At 42.2% G+C, this 17,862-nt stretch carries 17 protein-coding genes and 1 pseudogene; 7 read left to right on the forward strand and 11 right to left on the reverse strand.

Going from position 1 to position 17,862, the window contains the following annotated elements; translation table 11 throughout:
• The first annotated feature begins 120 nt into the window (after positions 1–120).
• The 7 genes from NF865_RS02165 to NF865_RS02195 all read left to right on the forward strand — a co-directional run bounded on the left by NF865_RS02165 (position 121) and on the right by NF865_RS02195 (position 7,296).
• Positions 121–1,212, forward strand: a complete 1,092-nt coding sequence (locus tag NF865_RS02165; protein ID WP_253304985.1) for an AAA family ATPase — start codon at positions 121–123, stop codon at positions 1,210–1,212.
• A 238-nt stretch (positions 1,213–1,450) separates the two neighbouring features.
• Positions 1,451–2,047: a hypothetical protein gene (locus NF865_RS02170; protein ID WP_253304986.1), complete on the forward strand. Its 597-nt coding sequence runs from the start codon at positions 1,451–1,453 to the stop codon at positions 2,045–2,047.
• Positions 2,016–2,774, forward strand: a complete 759-nt coding sequence (locus NF865_RS02175; protein ID WP_253304987.1) for a hypothetical protein — start codon at positions 2,016–2,018, stop codon at positions 2,772–2,774. Before NF865_RS02170 ends, NF865_RS02175 begins: the two co-directional genes overlap by 32 nt.
• Positions 2,775–2,882: 108 nt before the next feature.
• Entirely contained in the window at positions 2,883–3,566 is a 684-nt protein-coding gene (locus tag NF865_RS02180; RefSeq protein WP_253304988.1) for an AlbA family DNA-binding domain-containing protein, read from the forward strand.
• Positions 3,499–4,266 carry an ATP-binding protein gene (locus tag NF865_RS02185; protein WP_253304989.1) on the forward strand — a complete coding sequence of 256 codons (768 nt, stop codon included), beginning with the start codon at positions 3,499–3,501 and terminating at the stop codon, positions 4,264–4,266. Before NF865_RS02180 ends, NF865_RS02185 begins: the two co-directional genes overlap by 68 nt.
• A 127-nt stretch (positions 4,267–4,393) precedes the next feature.
• Positions 4,394–5,740, forward strand: coding sequence for an AlbA family DNA-binding domain-containing protein (locus NF865_RS02190; protein ID WP_253304990.1), 1,347 nt, complete (start codon positions 4,394–4,396; stop codon positions 5,738–5,740).
• A 26-nt stretch (positions 5,741–5,766) separates the two neighbouring features.
• Positions 5,767–7,296 carry a flippase gene (locus tag NF865_RS02195; protein ID WP_253304991.1) on the forward strand — a complete coding sequence of 510 codons (1,530 nt, stop codon included), beginning with the start codon at positions 5,767–5,769 and terminating at the stop codon, positions 7,294–7,296.
• Between the two features lie 25 nt (positions 7,297–7,321).
• On the opposite strand, the gene NF865_RS02200 is transcribed toward NF865_RS02195, so the two are convergent.
• From NF865_RS02200 to NF865_RS02250, 11 genes and pseudogenes are all read right to left on the reverse strand, one after another.
• Positions 7,322–8,326, reverse strand: coding sequence for a hypothetical protein (locus tag NF865_RS02200; RefSeq protein WP_253304992.1), 1,005 nt, complete (start codon positions 8,324–8,326; stop codon positions 7,322–7,324).
• A 78-nt stretch (positions 8,327–8,404) separates the two neighbouring features.
• Positions 8,405–8,572 (reverse strand): annotated as a pseudogene (locus NF865_RS02205) (IS6 family transposase); the annotation flags it as partial.
• Between the two features lie 52 nt (positions 8,573–8,624).
• Positions 8,625–9,776, reverse strand: a complete 1,152-nt coding sequence (locus tag NF865_RS02210) for a glycosyltransferase family 4 protein (protein ID WP_253305714.1) — start codon at positions 9,774–9,776, stop codon at positions 8,625–8,627.
• 19 nt (positions 9,777–9,795) lie between these two features.
• On the reverse strand, positions 9,796–11,214 hold the full coding sequence (locus tag NF865_RS02215; RefSeq protein WP_253304993.1) for an alkaline phosphatase family protein: 1,419 nt from the start codon (positions 11,212–11,214) through the stop codon (positions 9,796–9,798).
• 10 nt (positions 11,215–11,224) lie between these two features.
• Entirely contained in the window at positions 11,225–12,781 is a 1,557-nt protein-coding gene (locus tag NF865_RS02220; RefSeq protein WP_253304994.1) for a hypothetical protein, read from the reverse strand.
• A 6-nt stretch (positions 12,782–12,787) separates the two neighbouring features.
• Positions 12,788–13,954 (reverse strand): glycosyltransferase, encoded by a 1,167-nt coding sequence (locus tag NF865_RS02225; RefSeq protein WP_253304995.1) that lies wholly within the window; start codon positions 13,952–13,954, stop codon positions 12,788–12,790.
• 6 nt (positions 13,955–13,960) lie between these two features.
• The gene (galU, locus tag NF865_RS02230) at positions 13,961–14,776 is read right to left on the reverse strand and encodes a UTP--glucose-1-phosphate uridylyltransferase GalU (protein ID WP_253304996.1); all 816 of its coding nucleotides are present in this window, start codon (positions 14,774–14,776) and stop codon (positions 13,961–13,963) included.
• Positions 14,773–16,056: a UDP-glucose dehydrogenase family protein gene (locus NF865_RS02235; RefSeq protein WP_253304997.1), complete on the reverse strand. Its 1,284-nt coding sequence runs from the start codon at positions 16,054–16,056 to the stop codon at positions 14,773–14,775. Before NF865_RS02235 ends, galU begins: the two co-directional genes overlap by 4 nt.
• Positions 16,057–16,545: a PssE/Cps14G family polysaccharide biosynthesis glycosyltransferase gene (gene pssE / locus NF865_RS02240; RefSeq protein WP_253304998.1), complete on the reverse strand. Its 489-nt coding sequence runs from the start codon at positions 16,543–16,545 to the stop codon at positions 16,057–16,059.
• Positions 16,542–17,036, reverse strand: coding sequence for a PssD/Cps14F family polysaccharide biosynthesis glycosyltransferase (pssD, locus tag NF865_RS02245; RefSeq protein ID WP_253304999.1), 495 nt, complete (start codon positions 17,034–17,036; stop codon positions 16,542–16,544). The genes pssE and pssD overlap by 4 nt, the downstream gene beginning before the upstream one ends.
• Before the next feature lie 81 nt (positions 17,037–17,117).
• Positions 17,118–17,846, reverse strand: a complete 729-nt coding sequence (locus NF865_RS02250; RefSeq protein WP_253305000.1) for a class I SAM-dependent methyltransferase — start codon at positions 17,844–17,846, stop codon at positions 17,118–17,120.
• Positions 17,847–17,862 lie beyond the last annotated feature (16 nt).

Below are 17,862 nucleotides of genomic sequence, written 5' to 3' on the forward strand. Positions count from 1 at the left end.
GCAGAAGATCGCTAGAGGGACGGGGATTGTCTTTGCCGGACGGTAATTTCGATGTTTTTCGATTGCCCAAACGAAAGACTTATGAACAATACCCCCCGAACCAGTTCGGGGGGTATCAGAATGGCACACAAGATGGAGAGGGGCATATCATTTTTCGACCAGAGACCCAGGAAAGATAAAAGCCGGCTGTTTGGACGTTCTGAGGAGCTTAACAGGTTGGTAAACGCTCTTCATGCCAAAAGCTGGGTGGCGATTCTCGGGCCAAGAATGGCAGGAAAAACAAGCCTTGCACTGGCTGGTGCCAACTCCTTTGCGGGGGAAATGAAATACAGGGTAATTTTTGTTGACCTGAGGAACACTGAAGCCTCCCGCCAGGCTACGGAGAAGATACTGGGCAGACTGCCAAAATCAATTCTTGAAACACTCACCAAGTATATTGCCGAGGTTTCTCTTTCCGCCGGGGGCACAGGTGGCGGTGTAAGGCTCAGAGAAAATGCTGCTGCTAAAAATGCGCTGGAGGATGCTCTTTTTTCATTGAAGAACACAATACTAATACTCGATGAAGTCCAGAATGTGAAACAGGGTGTGGACAGCTTTCTAAAAGCCCTGGCTACTGCATTTAATGAAAATGATTCCTTGCTGGTAATATTTACGGGCTCCTACGCGGGTGTCGTCAAAAAGCTGTTCGAGGCCACTCACAGGGACAGTTTTTATGGAAGGCCACCGATTGAAATACTCCTCCCCCCTTGGCCTGAATGGGTTGCGGCGGAGTTTTTGAGAAAGGGTTTCGAGAAGTGTGGCGTGGATTTCACCCAAAGGGAGATTCAAGACGCACTCTGGAGACTTGGGACACTGCCCGGCTGGTTAAACCTTTATGGACTCAGGCGATGCCTCGGGGCATCTCATGAAGAAGCAGTGCAGAGGGTATTTGAGAAAGCTGTGAATGAGGCGCTGAGGGAGCTAGAGCACTTCCTGGAGGGAAGGAGCCCGAAGGCAAGGGAGGTAATTAAGAGGTTAACCTACGGTGCCACCTGGGGGGAGCTGGAAAAAACTGGAATCTCAAAAGACACCCTCAGCAGGCTTCTGGAGGCCCTCACAGGTGAGCTGTTCGCAGTGGTCAAGGACGACATAGGGGTCTACAGGTTTTCAGATCCTATCTACAGGTACGCTGCGGAGAGACTGCCCCTCCATCTTAAAACCAAAAAGTTATAGACAAAACAGCAGTTATGAGTGAATGGAGGACGTGTCTATGGGATAAAGTATGTGATTCAAATGATGCAAAAATGAAGCAAGAATGATGCAAAAGATGCAAAAAGGTGAACCTCATGAGCGAGGCAAGCCAGGCTTTACAGAAGATTGCTAGAGGAACGGGGATTGTCTTTGCTGAATTTATTTTAGTGTATCATTTGTATCCTAAACTTTATAAAGTATAGCATACAAAGGATACAATATGAGGGCTCCAATACTGAAGGAGAAGATATTGAGGGAGTTGGCGGTTAAAGGGGAAACTTCTGTCAAAGAGCTTTTGCTCAAGTTTAAGGTTAACAGGCCTTACCTTTACAGGATCCTTAGATCATTGGAGAGCAATGGTGCGATAATTTTGGAGACAGGGAGAATAGAGGTTGTTGACAAAAAGGCTCTCCTCTATACTTGGGGAGAGGAAAAGAGGAAGATATTCCAGGTCATTAAGGGGATAACCTACAGGGTGAGGCCGAAAAAGGTCAGGGACTTTGTGGTGTTCTCCGGGACGTCGGCACTGTGGATTCTTGGAAAGGTTCTGGAGCCAAGCTTTGGAACGGCGTACATTAAAAAAGATGATTTCGATAGGTTAAAGCAGATTGGGATCAAAAGAGAGGGCTATCCGATCAGGTTCTACTCCTATGACGAGGATATTTTTAACTACACGATAACCATGAGAGGGTATAAACTGCCGGTAATTGAGCAGATTATTGCTGATGCCTTGGGGGAGGGAATATATACAAGAACTGTTGAGGAACTGCTGGAGGAGATGGAAAGTGGAAGAGATAGCGGTGAGGAGTTGGGTTAACCCGATAATCAGGGAATCCTATGAGTGGATGCTGAAAGTTGGCAGAGAACTGAAAGAGAAGCTTGTGTTAGTTGGAGGATGGGCAACTTACCTTCAAGCTCAGAAATTGGGGAGCAGATCCCTTCCATCTCTAGATATTGATTTTGTTGCTTTGAAGGAAAATTTTAGGACTATTGAAAAACATTTACTGGCTAATAACTTTACGCCAGTTGGTTTTAGGTATATTAAATATTATCACGAAACACTGGACGGAGGATTAAAGGAGATATGTTTTGAGGAGTCCAAACGGATTCCTCCATATGAGCTCAGGGAACTGTTTTTGGACATCTTATGGGACGAAAAGATAAGTCCAATAAGCTTTACACATCCTTACGTTGAAATAGTTTTTGAAAAAGAACTTTACGATGAAATTGAAGGCCTTAGGGTTGCCCTTCCTGAGGTTATCTTGTCAATGAAGTTTCTGATAGAGAAAAACAAGTACCGGGGACAAAAGCAGTTGAAAGACCTAGTGGATATTTATGTATTGGCTGTTAGTCCTGAAGAGCTGGACTTTGAGGTGTTTAAACTGCTGTACTCCAAGGAAAAATTTGACCTGAATTGGGTAGTTCAATATTTCAAGGAAAATGAGGAGTTCTTAGCTTCGGTAGCACGTGAGCTGGGGATAGTGTTTGATAGAGAGGAGTTTTTGTTCGTTATCAGCGAGCTGAAAGAAAGCTTAAAGGGGTGAGCTCAATGAGCGAGGCAAGCCAGGCTCTGCAGAGGATTGTCAGGAACGCGATCCAAGCTCAATTTAAAGCCCAAAAAAAGTTATAGACAAAACAGCATTTATGAGTGAATGGAGGGCGTATCTATGTGTGATGTTAAAAAGTTAATATTGATTGGCGAAAACGAAGAGATAGAATTCAAAGAAAATTTTGACTTTAATGGGATAATGGAAACAGCAGTTGCTTTTGCTAATAAAAGAGGCGGCGTGATATTAGTTGGAGTTAGAAATGATAGAACTGTTGCTGGAGTTCAAATCGGTAGAGAAACCCTAAGAGACTGGGCAAATAAAATTTCTCAAAATACAGATCCACCTGTGATACCAGAGCTTGAAGTTGAAGAAATTGAAGGTAAAAAAGTCCTCTGCATAAAGATTGATGAATACCCAGTAAAGCCGGTCATGTTCAGGGGCAGGGCCTATCTAAGGGCCGGCAGTTCAAACAAAAGGCTGAATGCCAGAGAAATAGCGGAACTTTATTATAAGAGCATAAGGCACAGCTTGGATTACCTCACGGTCAATGCAGGTTTAGAGGAGGTTAATTCTGAAGCAGTTAGGAAATTTGTTGAAGTCGCCAAAAACAGAGGAAGGCTTAATGTGCTCGAAGGAGAAGATTTGGAGACAATTCTGAAAAAGCTTGAGCTTGTTCGCGACGGGAAGCCAACAAGGGCTTTAATTCTCCTTTTTGGAAATGATCCTCAAAAAATACTTTCCACATGCCCTCGTGAGGATTGCGAAGTTCAGGGGAAACGAGATTGAAGACGAAATAGCAATAGATGGAAACCTCTTTAATCAGGTGGAGGAAGCTCTGAAGTTCATAAGGAAGCACATAAACATTAGGTTTAAAATTGGGGGGAGAGCGCAGAGAGAAGAGCTCTGGGATTACCCTCCGGAAGCGCTGAGGGAAGCTGTAATCAATGCCATTGCGCACAGGGACTACGCAGAACCTGATGAGATACAGATAAAGATATTTGACGATAGAATAATATTCTGGAATCCCGGAGGGTTGCCTTTCGAGTTGAAGATTGAAGATTTGTACAAGCCCCATCCTTCGAGACCGAGAAACAAGCTTATTGCTAAGGTCTTCTACTATTTTGGCTACATTGAAAAGTGGGGCAGCGGCATAGAGAGGATTCTGAGAGCATTAAGGGAGTATAATCTGCCAGAGCCCAGGTTTGAGGAAGTCTTTGGAGGGTTTCAGGTCACATTCTACAGGGACGTTTTCACTGAAGAACATTTGAGAAAGCTGGGTTTGAGTGAAAGGCAGATTAAAGCAGTGCTCTATGTGAAGGAGAAGGGTAGCATAACAAATAAAGAATATCAAGAACTGTTTAAGGTTTCAAGACAGACGGCAACACGGGATTTAAGTGAGTTGGTTAAATTGGGAATTTTCGAGCGTGTTGAAAAAGGCAGGTATAAACTAAAGACTCATCATGAGTCAAATATGAGTCAACTATGAGTCAAATGAGTCAACAAGGTGAACCTTATGAGCGAGCGGCAGAGGATTGCCAGAGAAACGGGGAGTGTTTCCCGTTATGCTGAAAACTTATTAACTGATAACTCCATCAAAATGTTGGGTGAACCGTATGGATGTTAGTGACCTGATTAAGAAAGGTGAGAGCGAAACTCTGGAGTTTAAGCGGGAGCTGAATGATTCTGTGTATAAGACTTTGTCAGCCTTTGCTAACACTGACGGTGGAATTTTGCTTCTCGGTGTTGGCGATGATGGAAACATTTATGGCTTTTCTGGGGACTTAGATAGTTTAGCCAGGTCAATAAGGCACAATCTTGGAATAAACCCCTCCATAAAGGCTGAAGAGATTGGTGGAAAAAAAGTTATCATCATTGAAGTTTCTAAATCACCCGTCCCAATTTCATTTAGGGGAAGGTATTATAAAAGGGTTGGAGCTCAGACCGTTGAGATGGGCTGGGAGGATTTGCAGAGGTTCTTCCTTCAGAAATCTGGGGTCACGTGGGATTCTCTGCCATCTTCTGCAACGTTAAAAGATCTGGATGAGGAAACTATCAGAAAGTTTGTTCATATGGCTAGAAATAGGTTGCCATACATCAATGAAAACGAGGACGTTGAGTCAATTCTCGATAAGCTGGGGCTTTTGGAAGATGGAAAGATAACCAACGCTGCACTACTGCTCTTTGGAAAAGAGCCGCAGAGGTATTATATCCAGGCCAAGGTCAGAATAGGGCGCTTTAAGGATCCAATAACAATTATAGATGATAAGGAGATTGGGGGGAATCTCTTTACCCAGGTTGAGGAAGCTATGAGGATTATAATGGGTCACATTGGAGTTAGGTACGAGTTTGAAGGTGGACTGAGGAGAAAGGAAGTCTGGGATTATCCCTTAGATGCCCTTAGAGAGGCCATAATAAACGCCCTGATTCACAGGGACTACACCGACCCGAGCAACGTGCAGATTAAGATCTTTGATGACTTCATCTGGATCTGGAATCCCGGGAAGCTGCCGGAGGGGATTAGCCTTGAAGACTTGAAAAAGGAAATGCACCCATCCAAGCTGAGGAACCCCAAAATTGCTCAGGTTTTCTACTATGCCGGACTGATCGAGAGGTGGGGGACGGGGACGTTTAAGATAGTCCGCCTCTGTTTGGAGAGCGGCTTACCTGAACCTGAGTTTAGAGAGGAGGCCGGGGGATTTGTGGTTCTTTTGAGGAAGGATATTTATACTGAAGAACATTTGAGAAAGTTAGGTTTGAGTGAAAGGCAGATTAAAGCCGTGCTCTATGTGAAGGAGAAAGGCAGTATAACAAATAAAGAATATCAAGAACTGTTTAAGGTTTCAAGACAGACGGCAACAAGGGATTTAAGTGAGTTGGTTAAATTGGGGATTTTCGAGCGTGTTGAAAAAGGTAGGTATAAACTAAAGACTCATCATGAGTCAAATATGAGTCAACCATGAGTCAAATGAGTCAACGAGGTGATCCCATGAGCGAAGCAAGTGAGGCTCTGCAGAAGATTGCGAGGGGAACGGGAATTGTCTTTGCGGGAACGGTTATCTCGATGTTCTTCGGGTTTTTGAGTAGAGCAATAATCGCGAGGTATTTTTCCACCGGGGAGTATGGAGTGTTTAATTTGGCATTGACCGTCTTGAGCATTGCCCTCGTTGTGGCAACGCTTGGGTTTCAAAATGCCCTCCCACGGGAGGTTGCCTTCTATAAAGAGAGGGAGCCTTCAAGGGTTAGGGATTTGATCTCAACGGCGTTGATAATTGTGGCGCTGAACAGCATTATCTGGACGGTAATTTTAATCCTCGGGGCCGGGAACGTTGCCCAGGTTTTCAACGAAGAAAGGTTAGCTTACGCTTTGAAAATAGTGGCCTTTGCTCTGCCGTTTTCAGCTTTAATTGGAACCATAGTTTCAATTTCGAGGGGGTTTGGCAGGGTCAGGGAGAAGGTTTACTTCCAGAACATAGTTTATCCGACTGCGTTTTTGGTTTTCATTGCCTTAGGGGCTTTCTTAAATTTCCCCTTCACTTACGTGTTCTTTGCTTACGTCCTTGCTCAGGTTCTTACGTTTCTGGCATTAACTTTTGATGTTTGGAGAATTAAGCTCTTTGAGTTCAGGACTTCGCTGGATTTAAGGCTTGGAAGAGAGCTTATAGTTTTCTCCCTTCCCCTGTTGTTTACGGGAATTTTAGGTTTCGTAATGACGTGGGCCGACACCCTGATGCTCGGCTATTACAAATCTTCCGAAGTTGTGGGACTTTACAACACTGCCTCTCCCATAGCTAGGTTGCTTCCAATATTCCTGAATTCTGCGGCCTTCCTGTATGCTCCAATAGCATCTCAGCTTTACGCCCAGGAGAAGCTTGGAGAGTTAAAGAGGGTTTATCAGATTCTGACCAAGTGGGTGTTTTTATTGACTTTGCCCATTTTTAGCGTGATGTTCCTCTTCCCAGAGGCCACGATAGGGTTCTTCTTTGGAGTTAAGTATACTTCAGCGGCTCCGGCGCTTCGGATTTTAGCATTAGGTTTTATGTTCCACACTTTCTTGGGGTTGAATGGTATGAGTTTGACAGTTATAGGGCAGCCAAAGCTTAACATGATCGGTAATTCTTTTGCAGTCATTTTCAATATCGTGCTGAACCTTTTGCTCATACCTAAGTATGGAATGGTTGGAGCGGCTGTAGCCACTGCCGTTTCCTATTTTGTCGCCAATGTGTTTAGGTCTTTCTGGCTCTATCAAAAGACGAAGATTCATCCCTTCAGCTGGAACTACGTGAAGCCTTTGGTTATTAGTTTTGTTTTATTGGGGTTAATTCAGAGCTTGCACTTGAGAGTGCCGAACATATGGTATGCGATTCCAATTTTAGTTATATTCTTGGGAGTTTACTTCTTCTTAGTGCTCTTAAGCAGGAGTGTTGATAAAGAAGATGTTGAGTTGTTGTTGGCGATAGAGAAGAGGGTGGGAGTGAATTTGGGGATAATAAAGAAGGTTTTAAGGAGGTTTGTTTAATACTCAATCATGACAATGGCAACTTTCATCCGAACCAGTTCTCAGGGGGGTACATTTCCTCGACCAAGTCCAATAATTCCAATTTTTCCAATCTTTGTATGAATATTTCCCTTAATTCCTCAGATTCAGTAATGGATCTTGGAGTTAGCTCCTTAGCATATTCTAAGTTAAACTTAATGTGAGTAAATTGTTCCATACGTTTAAAGTGACGTTCAGGAGATTTGACAAGGCTTTCATAGTATATGATCATCCCTTTTCCAGATTTACTTTGTTGCCAAGCGCTATGATTGAGAAGTGTCCAATTAATTAGCAACTTGTCAAGATTATTTTTCGCAGGGGGGAACTTGAAATAAGCAGAGACTAACCTATGGAGGGAGTCTAGATAAAAGGCGTTTCTTGTAGCCTCTAAATTGGGCCAGTGTAGAATTAGCCACTTTGTGACTTTAGAATCCCTACGTTTGTATAAAACTTTTGAAATATGTTTGACAAATGGCTTAATCAAGACATATCTGGTTCTAACTTTGCTCAATCGAGTTAGAGGTTTGAGAGAATGGCTAAACCATATATCGATTGGATTTCTGATTATATGAATAAAACGCAAGTTGTAATATTCTGAAACATCCTTCAAAATCAAGTGGAATCTATTTGGCTGAAGAACAACATTAGTAGAAATGTTCTCTAAGATATCAAGCAGAGGTGCTACTTCACGTATGTCTCTTGGGAGGATATCCATTGTATATCGCTTTTTAATATTTAACCAAGCCCGTATATATTCATCCTTAATTTTTTGAAATTCTGGCCGATAATAGTCTTCCCAAATGGGCAAGGGTGAATCAAAATGATAACCTTCTTTCTTATAATTTTTTAGTTTTTCTAACCATTTAGGCTCTAAAGGCTCATATAAGTGAAGCATTTCAGGATTGCTCCGCTTTATTATCCACCACATTATGGAGGTTCCTGATCGATAATATCCATTAAACACTAATTTTATTGTCATTGCAACTCCTCCTGCTACTATTATATCATCCACTATGGTATTAAAGTCATAATGAACCTTAAAAGAGTTGCTATGACCCCCTTGATACTGTCAGGATAACTGGGGCATCACCTACTGAAGCCATTCTGCAATATCACCAGGCGGCCCACTAAACCGGGAGTGAGTCCTAACAAAATTATACCAGAAAGCAAACAGAAAAACAAACTTGTGAATCTTACGCCAGTCTCTACTCCTGAAATTATTCTAAAAACGCCCCGTCCGCTCCTTAACGGCCATAAACTAGTACTTATCTCTGTTCCTTTTATAGTCCGACTCTAAGCCGGAAATTTGTTCATGAGATTCCTTCCCACAGTTTTATCAGATCTCTAGCAATGTTCTTGCTTCTCCATTTTTCTGCTGTTTTTTTAGCATTTTTTCCCATACTTCTGCGTTTTTTGTTATCTTCAAGCAATATTCTGAGTTTTTCTGCTATGTCTTTTGGATCTCTTGGGTTTATTATAAATCCATTTTTCCCAGGAATTATTGCCTCAGGAACAATACCTACAGGGGATGCAACAACGGGCGTTCCTGTTGCCATGCTTTCTATCGCAATAAGAGAAAAATTTTCTCTAAATGATGGGATAACTACAATAGAAGCTTTTGAATAATATTGAAGTAGGACTTTCCTAGAGATTTTTCCTAGAAACATAACATTTTCCTGCAATTTAAGTTTACTAATAAGATGTGAGATTTCTTCATAATATTGCATATCTTCAGGAACCCCGGTAAGAATAAGCCTAAAATTAGAAACGCCCATTGATTTTAGTATTCCAAGAGCTTTTATTAGGTTTGGATGATTTTTTCTAGGAATTAATCTTGCGGGGAAAAATATCACTCCATTCTCCTCATTTTTATTAACTTCAAAAAAATCACTGGAAATTGGATTGTGAATTACACTAATGTGTTCCAATGGAATTCCAAAAAACGTATTGATATCTTTCTTTTCTAACTGAGAAATTGCCACATATCTTATATTTTGACTTTTAGCTAATGCTCTGAGTCTATAATCAAGAATAATAAAGGAAAATTTTAGATACGTCGAGTTAATAAGTGGGACTATATCCCGAGCCATAGAGTGGAAATGGTGGATGAGTAGCTTTTTAGGATACAACTTCGTGAACTGAAGAGAGAAAAGAGCATCATGACTATGGACAATATCAGCATTTATTATGTGATTCTTGAGATACTTGATAGCCATAAACGCATTCTCTACATCCCCAAAGAAAGTTATCGGCGGAAGCAACTTATAAGATATTAATTCTAGCCTTGAACTTAGTTTTTCAGTTTTTGGTCTAGGTGAGTTCCCTTTATCCGAGACAATTGTAATTGAAATATCTTTTCTCTCCAAGTCTCTTTCGATTTTTTTAAGCCCTTCCACGATGTTATATGCAACGTTTTCGACACCCCATGAGGGATTACTCGTATACGGCATTATGAGGATCACTCTCAAAATGCTTCCCTCCTCATATTATTTTGATTAATTTTTTGAAATGTTTTTGATTTATCTTTTCCTGTTTTATGCCATAGTAGCTTAAATCTACGTATTTGGGTTTCTTCTTTGCGAATTCTGAAGTTTCTTCAAAAATCTCCCCTAAAACCTTTCCGTCTATGTCCCCTAGAATTGGCAGTCCAAATATATGAAGCACCGTTGGAACGATGTCATATACCCGAGGAAGTTTCTCAAACTCAATATGTTCTTTTACCTGCTCTCCATATACAGAGAATACTCCGTGTATCTCATGATCACCCTTGCATGTCTTCTCAGTTATCTTTCCCTTAAGTTCATGGGAGAACTCGACTCCTTTTTTGGGGATTACAATAAGATCAGGCATTCTCTTCAAGTATGGTCCCTTGTGAAGCAGTTTAAATTCAATGACATCAAAAATTTCATCGTATTTTTTCAGAGCGTTTTTGACTTTAGGAGTTTGACTCTTGTCTCTCACGTAAATTCCCCAGTTAGCAGGTTCCACCATGAATGCATCCGCCTTTTGTGCTATGTAACTGACAACACTTGCAGATTTTCCGGCTTTGGTGAGAACCTTGTTCAATATTTCCTTTGGAACGTTGTTTTTGATAATATTCACAATCCGGGCCTTGGTTTTATTGTATCTTATGAACCCATTTTCTGCCAAGACCTCATTTACGTAAAAGACCTTGTTCTTAACTTCAAAGCCATGATCGCTAACTATAAACAGGAAATCCGCCATTGATTTTGCCGTCTCGATGAATTCACGTATCAACTTGAAAGTTGGGGTGACTATGTGGGTGTTTTCACCTTCCAGTATCTCGGGAAATATATGGGAAAACCAATCCGTCTCGCTGAAAACGATGAAATATAAGTTCCAGTCGTCTCTCTCAAGTAGATCATAGTAAAGGTTCATCCGAGTCTCAGTATATTCCTTGACTCTTCTGGGATACTCCTTCTTCCCGTATTTGGCCCATTCATGGGGAGGGTCAATAAGATACTCTCTGTATTTCTCCTCCAACTTTTGGGGAAAAATAGCCTGCTTTGGAGCGGCCCAGTCAGAGATAATAATAGTGTTTTCTCTCTTCCTAATCCCATTGAATGGATATGTCATAGGGAGGTTTATTAAAACACTCTTCAAATTTGCTATATCTAAAATCTCCGAGAGGCGGGGGTACTTAACATCCAGGGATGTAAATAAACTAACTTTATTGCGCTCTAGATCAACCTTCTGCCAACCTATAATACCGTGTTTAGCAGGATTTACCCCAGTAAGAATCGATGTCCATGAAGGGGGAGTGTATGGGGGTATGGTTGATATAAAGTCATGGAGTTCTGTATCTATTCCAACAAGCCTTGCAGTTGTTTTGTTCGCACCATCAAGACCAATGATGACAACCTTTTTTGGGGAAGGCATGCCGACCACCTCAGTACAGGACAACTATGTTGTTGTCATTGTAAATCATTGAAAGATTGTTTCGTACAATATAAACCTTTAAAGGGAGCGGTTTAAACCTATTCCACGCCTGCAGGGATACCAGTCTTAGATGCTTTTTAAAGAGCAAAGTGTTTACAACCAGTAGTGACTTCTCGTTCTTGTACTTTCCTTTAACGAGCTTCTCGTAGATTCCGAGAGTTATTCCCCACTTAAATATTCTAATCTCTGATATTTCATATAAGTGGTATTTTGAGAGGATTATCTGGAGATACCCTCCAGTGTTACCATCGGAGACTATGAGGATGTTATGTGTATGGTGAGAAATCCACCCTATACTCGGGAAGTATATATAAAACGAAGTCTCACCCCTAGTATCTTCAAATGTGTCAGTATACATAATCTGGAGTGTTCCTGCTCCGAAAGATGCAACTAGCATCCCCACTAAGAATAGCGATGTCAATTTGGTGATGCTCTTCGGTGAGTACGAATCCACGAGTAGGTACACAACAATAAGGGGATAGAGCAATGTTTGGAATACAACTGGAGGAAATATAAAAGTTGCTGAAAAGTATGCAGCCATGAATAGGATATTCCCAAGGAATATGATTGCTAATAAGGCAACGATGCTTTTATCAATGGAGGTTTTGTTTATCTTCTGGATGTTTTGATATAAAATCCAAAGAGATGCTAGTGTTAATATTATATAAGAAGAATACAATCCTAAACTGATCACTTCACCAGGAACAAAAAATTTAGAACTAAATATGTATTCCCTCGGTATAAAGTTGCCTTTAGAAAATAATCCTATAAGTATATATTGGATTGATAGATTTTTAACAAGAATGACAAAGTTACGAAAGGCACCTCCATAGGTCAGCCCTCTAATGAAAATCCATGATATAACAGTTATCAGGACATATGTGTAGATTCCCCAACTCCGCATCATATTTCTCTTGCTTGAAAAAGCCAGACTAATAATGATATAAGACACTACCAAAGAGAACCCTATCATCCCCGCACTATGCCAGTATAGAGATAGAACAGAATAGGATAGGACACCAAGTATCGATGTTTTTAAATGACTTGGAGTTTTGATAAGCGACCATAAAATCATGGAGATTAGCATCAGGGGAACTCCTGGCCATGAAATTGTGATTGCAAATAAAATCGAAAGACCGACCACCATGCTTTTGTCCAATCTCTTGTCTTTAAATTGCAATAGTGTGAGTAGTATTAAGTATGCAAGCATTCTAAGAAGAACCGATAGCAAATATACTATTCTGCTTAATATTAGAGGATCTCCATCAGCCACTAGGATAAGTATTGCTTTATTTAGCGCGTATTGAGTGAGCACAGATCTAGCATAATATGGAAGTGTTGAATACTCAAAGTTCAATCCAAAATTCGGCAGAAACAAATTTGCAATATGGTGAGGACCATATGCATATCCAGGAGAATTTGGCAAAAAGATCACCATACTTATTATCAAGAGAAGGATTCCAAACAAACATATGTTCACTCTTTGAATAGTAGGGATTTGATCCATAATATTTCACCTTGTCACTTCTGAGCAAACTCTTATAATCTGTCTCGCAATATTCTCCCAAGTAAACTGTTCCGCATACTTCCTTATCTTCTCCCTGTCCCACTCCTTTTCAAGGGCTATTAAAATTTTCTCCGCGAGGCACTCAGGGTCAGCTGGTGGGCACAGCAAACCGTAATCCTCGGAGGTTATTATCTCGGGGACACCGCCAACTGCAGTCCCAACGAATGGCAGGCCAACTCCCAAAGCTTCGAACATCACCGTGGGGTTCCCCTCGCTCAAGCTCGGCAGGACGAACAAATCAGCGGCATTCATCCAGAGGGCAAGCTGGTCATCTGGGACGAAGCCGAGCAGTTTCACGTGCTCCTGAAGGCCGAGTTTATTTATCTGATTTTGTAGTGTGTTTCTTAGTGGGCCGCTTCCGCCAATGAAGCACACAACATCTCTGCGCTCTTTAGCAACAAGGGACATTGCATCGATAAGGTAGTGAAAGCCCTTCCGCTCTATCAGGTTTCCAAGGCCAAAAAGCACCTTGGTATCCTTAGGTATCCCCAAATGATTTCGCGCCATCCCCTTATCAACAAAGGGTAGCCTCCTCGGGTTAAAACCGTTGGGAACGTGGAAAACGTTCCTGTTGAACTCTCTGAGGAGTGGAATATCCACTTTATTAACCCGTATCAATGCATCTGCGTTCCTCCAAGCCCAGTAGATTTTTTCATTTCTGGACTTATATTCCTTAAGAAACCAGTCTCTATTCTCGTGAATAGTGATTACGGACGGAACTCCATACTCTCTCGCCACCTTCACACCAGCATATCCACTAGGCCATGTGAAGTGGGCGTGAATTAAATCAAACTCAATCTTGTGCCTTTTAATATAACGGTCAAAGAGCTTGGCAAGCTTGTCACCAAGTTTAGTGTTCCTCCCGTCTGGCGTGAAGTAAACCGTAGAAACAACGTGAACTCTGACATTGGGAGGGAGTCCAGTCAAATCCACAAGGTTTTTCCTGGAGAACTTCTCAACGTGCCTGAAGTAAGAGAAGGGCATATACGGAGCGAGCTCGGAAAGGTAGTTGTGGTGGACTAACACATCTATCTTGTCCACATGTTTAGAAAGTGCCTCTGTAAAGTCCTTAATAAAAAATCTATAGAACGGGGCGATTGTTAGGATTCTCATGGGATCTCACCCCGCCCCCAGTTCCCTGTTAGCCCTCAACCACCCTTCGGGAGTTCCGATGTCGTACCTCTTTCCAGAAATTTCCTTGGCTATTATTCCATAACCCTTCCTCAACAATAAACCCAGTGCATCCGTGAGCTGTACCTCTCCTCTCTCGTCGGGCTCGACTTCTCTTAATGCATCAAAGATCTCCGGCTCAAGGATGTACCTTCCAATTATTGCAATGTTACTTGGAGCCTCTTCCCTCTTGGGTTTTTCCACAAGTGCACTTACCGTATAGACGCCTTCCTCAACTGGACTCCCTGAGATAATCCCATACTTCTCAACGTCTCCCCATGCAACCCTCTCGACTCCCAGCACCGTGCATTCAAACCGCGAATGGACTTCCATCAGCTGTTTTATTGCGGGCTTTTCACTAATGATAATGTCGTCTCCAAGTAACACCGCAAATGGTTCCCCGTTCACGTGCTTCTCCGCGTACCTTATGGCATCGCCGAGGCCGAGGGGCTTTTTTTGTCTAACATAATAAATGTCAACCATCTCGCCAATTTCCTCTACCTGCTTTAGCTCTTCAAGCTTTCCCTTCTCTTTAAGGTAAAATTCCAGCTCGAAGCTCCTGTCGAAGTAGTCCTCTATGGCTCTCTTTCCCTTTCCAGTTATTATGAGGATATCATCGATTCCAGATTTTACGGCCTCCTCAACGACATAGTGAATAGCGGGCCTATCAACAATTGGAAGCATCTCCTTTGGCATTGACTTGGTTAGTGGCAACAACCTAGTTCCCAAACCCGCCGCTGGAATGACTGCTTTTTTGACCTTCACCAGCACACCCCCTCGTAAACCCTAGCGGTTTCCTCAGCATTCCTCACACGCCTTCCATCAATCACGATTTTACCAGAGTAATCAAGCTTCTCAAACTCGGGCCACTCGGTTACGATTAGAATGACATCCGTAGCCTTGAGAACATCAGCAGCAGACCTAGCGTACTCAATCTTCTCGCCAACATCAGGATAGAAGTGCTTAAAGTTTTTCATTGCCTTGGGATCGTAGGCAACAACCTTTGCCTTCTCTTCAAGCAGTTTTTTGACTATGATGTACGCCCTCGTCTCCCTCACATCATCCGTATTCGGCTTGAAAGCCAAACCGAGAACGCCAATGGTTTTACCCCTCAGCTCGGGGACATGCTTCTTGAGGAGTTCAATGAGTTTTAGTGGTTGCCTCTCATTGACTTCAACAACGGCCTTGAGTATAATCGGCTCCTCTCCAACCTCCTCCGCCTTCCTGATGAGTGCTTTAACGTCCTTCGGGAAGCATGAGCCGCCCCAGCCTATTCCCGTCCTGAAGAAGTGCGGACTAATTCTGTGGTCTAAACCAACTCCCTCAAACACCTTCCACGAGTCAACACCAAGCTTTTTGCAGATGTTCCCAATCTCGTTGGCGAAACTGATTTTTGTCGCGAGAAAGGCATTGGAGGCGTACTTAATCATCTCGGCCGTCTTAATGTCCGTGAAGAGCTTGGGAGCGTCTATGGGCTTGTAGAGTTCTTCTAAAACCTTTTTTGTTTTCTCGTCCTGGATGCCGATGACGATTCTATCCGGGTTGAGGAAGTCCTTTAAGGCCACACCCTCGCGGAGGAACTCTGGGTTCATTGCAAGCCCAAAATCCTGGAAGGCTTTCTTGCCCGAATGCTTCTCTAAAATCGGCCGCACTACTTCATCGGTTGTTCCTGGAAGAACAGTACTTTTCACAACAACAACGTGGTAGTCGTCTTTTTCTTTTAACGCCTTGCCAATTTCCTTTGCTGCCTCTTCAACGTAGGTAAGGTCGATTGAACCGTCTTCTCTCGAAGGTGTTCCAACGGCGATAAAAGTCACGTCCGAGTTGAGAATTGCCTCGCGGTAGTCTTTTGTTGCCCTATACTTCCCCCTGAATTCTCTCATGAGTTCTTCGAGGCCCTCCTCGTAAATCGGGGGTTGAGCGTTGTTTATCATTTTGATTTTTTTCTCGTCAACGTCCACAAAGATAACCTCATTCCCAAGCTTAACAAAACCCATCCCACTCACAAGACCAACGTAACCTGAACCAACGATCGAGATGCGCATTTATATCCCCCCAACATTGTTAACGAGCTCAGCGATGATCCTAACAAGACGTGGGGGTGTTTTTCTTCTTGGACGGGCTTTTAGGTTTGAATCTAGTGCATCCAATATGGCCTCCCCAAGTTTCTGGATATCGTAAACTGGTATTACCAACCCTCTCTCCTCCAATGCCCTAACTATCTCCAGCTGGTGGTCGTCTATATGTTCTCCAAACTTTTTCAACCTCGGCACGACTATAGGTTTTTTCCCCAGCATAAGAATATCAAGTATCGTTCCGGCACCTGCGTGGGTTACTATTACTTTAGCATTTTTGAAATGTTCGAGCATTGTTTCATAGTCTGCGTATCTAAACCACCTCGCGTTTTTTGGGATGTAAGAGCTTGAACCAATCTGCATTATAACTTCATACGGCAATTTGGGGGCGAGTGCATCCATAGCCCTTATTAGTCTCTCAAATCCTATGTTTGAGTTCCCCACAGTAACGAATATCATAGTATCCCCCCGAAATATCGTGCTTTTTTGCCGTACTTTTCCAGAAGCTGGGGCCACTGAACTATGAAGACATCCGAGAAGTAGTACAGAATCCTGCCACTGTCAGATTTTTTAGTAACCCTTGACCATGAGTGAATATAAATCGTGGGTATGCCAAACACGACCTTTGAGAGGATAAAAGCTGGAATTGAAACCCACCCTGCGGTAGAAATTATAACATCCGGCCGTTCTTTTTTAAGGATCCTTAGAACTTTGATAAAAACGGTCGGGCTGAATGCATGAAGGTATCTCAGGTATTTGTTTTTGTATCCACTAGTCTCTAAGAGGTAAACTTCATCGAATAGGCTATAACTTTTCAGGTTTTTTGTCCTTTTGCTGTCCTCAGTTACTAAAACGATATTAATGTCTTCCCTCAGTTCTCTCAGGTGTTTCAATATGTATGTCATCTGTGTCAGATGTCCCCCACTTTCACAGGCGGCTAGGAGTTTCATTGATTATCACCTGAGACTTATTGCTCTTAAGGGGTTCCCACTTGTCCTATGTACCCGAGACCGAGGACTGAGATCTTCATCTTAGTTACCTCCAGCGCATTTTTCTAATTTCTTAAAGATCAACACGAACCCCAATGGCATAACATCAAGAACTTTAAGGCGTTTTAAAAGATTATAAATTGCTCTAAGTTTATTTGGTATCAACTCTTCTGTATAAATTATTCTCTCAGTATATACTAAATTGCACCCTTGAGCCTCCGCTTCTTTTATGATATCCCCCGGAGAAACTTTAAACACATGTTCAAGCCAATGTTCATGCCCCATAGCTTTAACATATCGTCTTCTGAGCGGAGAAGGGAGAAGATATGGGTTGAACATTCCAGTATGCAAATCAACTGGAAACTTAAGATTTGGAATCTGGATAAACAGTAAACCCCCAGGCCTAAGAACCCTGCAACATTCTTTAATGGCCTTATCTCTTTCTTTCACATGTTCGATTACAGAAATTGCTGTAACTAAGTCAAAGTAACCATTCTCAAATGGGAGAGCTCGGATATCACCAACAATGTATTTAACATTGTCATATTGTGTTTGATACCTTTGTATATCCAGCACCCATATTTCATTAGCATTTAACTCTCTGCCAAAAATGTAAGCGTTTGTTCCATCGGCACCTCCAGCGTCAAGATACCTGTTTATCTTGAAATCCTTGGGAATATTCTTTCTAAGAATATCCACAAGGTACATAGCACGGTTTATTTTTGCTTTTGCTACTGTTCTGTATATCGAATTTGGGTCAACAATCCTCATTGCTCTTCCTCCTTAC

The organism is Thermococcus aggregans (genome assembly GCF_024022995.1).
GTDB classification, from domain to species: domain Archaea; phylum Methanobacteriota_B; class Thermococci; order Thermococcales; family Thermococcaceae; genus Thermococcus_A; species Thermococcus_A aggregans.

Bases quoted from the DNA above. Each gene is read 5' to 3' on its own strand.
- NF865_RS02165 (WP_253304985.1), top strand. From the start codon at position 121: ATGGCACACAAGATGGAGAGGGGCATATCATTTTTCGACCAGAGACCC.
- NF865_RS02170 (WP_253304986.1), top strand. From the start codon at position 1,451: ATGAGGGCTCCAATACTGAAGGAGAAGATATTGAGGGAGTTGGCGGTT.
- NF865_RS02180 (WP_253304988.1), top strand. From the start codon at position 2,883: ATGGAGGGCGTATCTATGTGTGATGTTAAAAAGTTAATATTGATTGGC.
- NF865_RS02185 (WP_253304989.1), top strand. From the start codon at position 3,499: ATGATCCTCAAAAAATACTTTCCACATGCCCTCGTGAGGATTGCGAAG.
- NF865_RS02190 (WP_253304990.1), top strand. From the start codon at position 4,394: ATGGATGTTAGTGACCTGATTAAGAAAGGTGAGAGCGAAACTCTGGAG.
- NF865_RS02195 (WP_253304991.1), top strand. From the start codon at position 5,767: ATGAGCGAAGCAAGTGAGGCTCTGCAGAAGATTGCGAGGGGAACGGGA.
- NF865_RS02215 (WP_253304993.1), bottom strand. From the start codon at position 11,214: ATGCCTTCCCCAAAAAAGGTTGTCATCATTGGTCTTGATGGTGCGAAC.
- NF865_RS02220 (WP_253304994.1), bottom strand. From the start codon at position 12,781: ATGGATCAAATCCCTACTATTCAAAGAGTGAACATATGTTTGTTTGGA.
- NF865_RS02225 (WP_253304995.1), bottom strand. From the start codon at position 13,954: ATGAGAATCCTAACAATCGCCCCGTTCTATAGATTTTTTATTAAGGAC.
- NF865_RS02235 (WP_253304997.1), bottom strand. From the start codon at position 16,056: ATGCGCATCTCGATCGTTGGTTCAGGTTACGTTGGTCTTGTGAGTGGG.
- pssE (WP_253304998.1), bottom strand. From the start codon at position 16,545: ATGATATTCGTTACTGTGGGGAACTCAAACATAGGATTTGAGAGACTA.
- pssD (WP_253304999.1), bottom strand. From the start codon at position 17,036: ATGAAACTCCTAGCCGCCTGTGAAAGTGGGGGACATCTGACACAGATG.
- NF865_RS02250 (WP_253305000.1), bottom strand. From the start codon at position 17,846: ATGAGGATTGTTGACCCAAATTCGATATACAGAACAGTAGCAAAAGCA.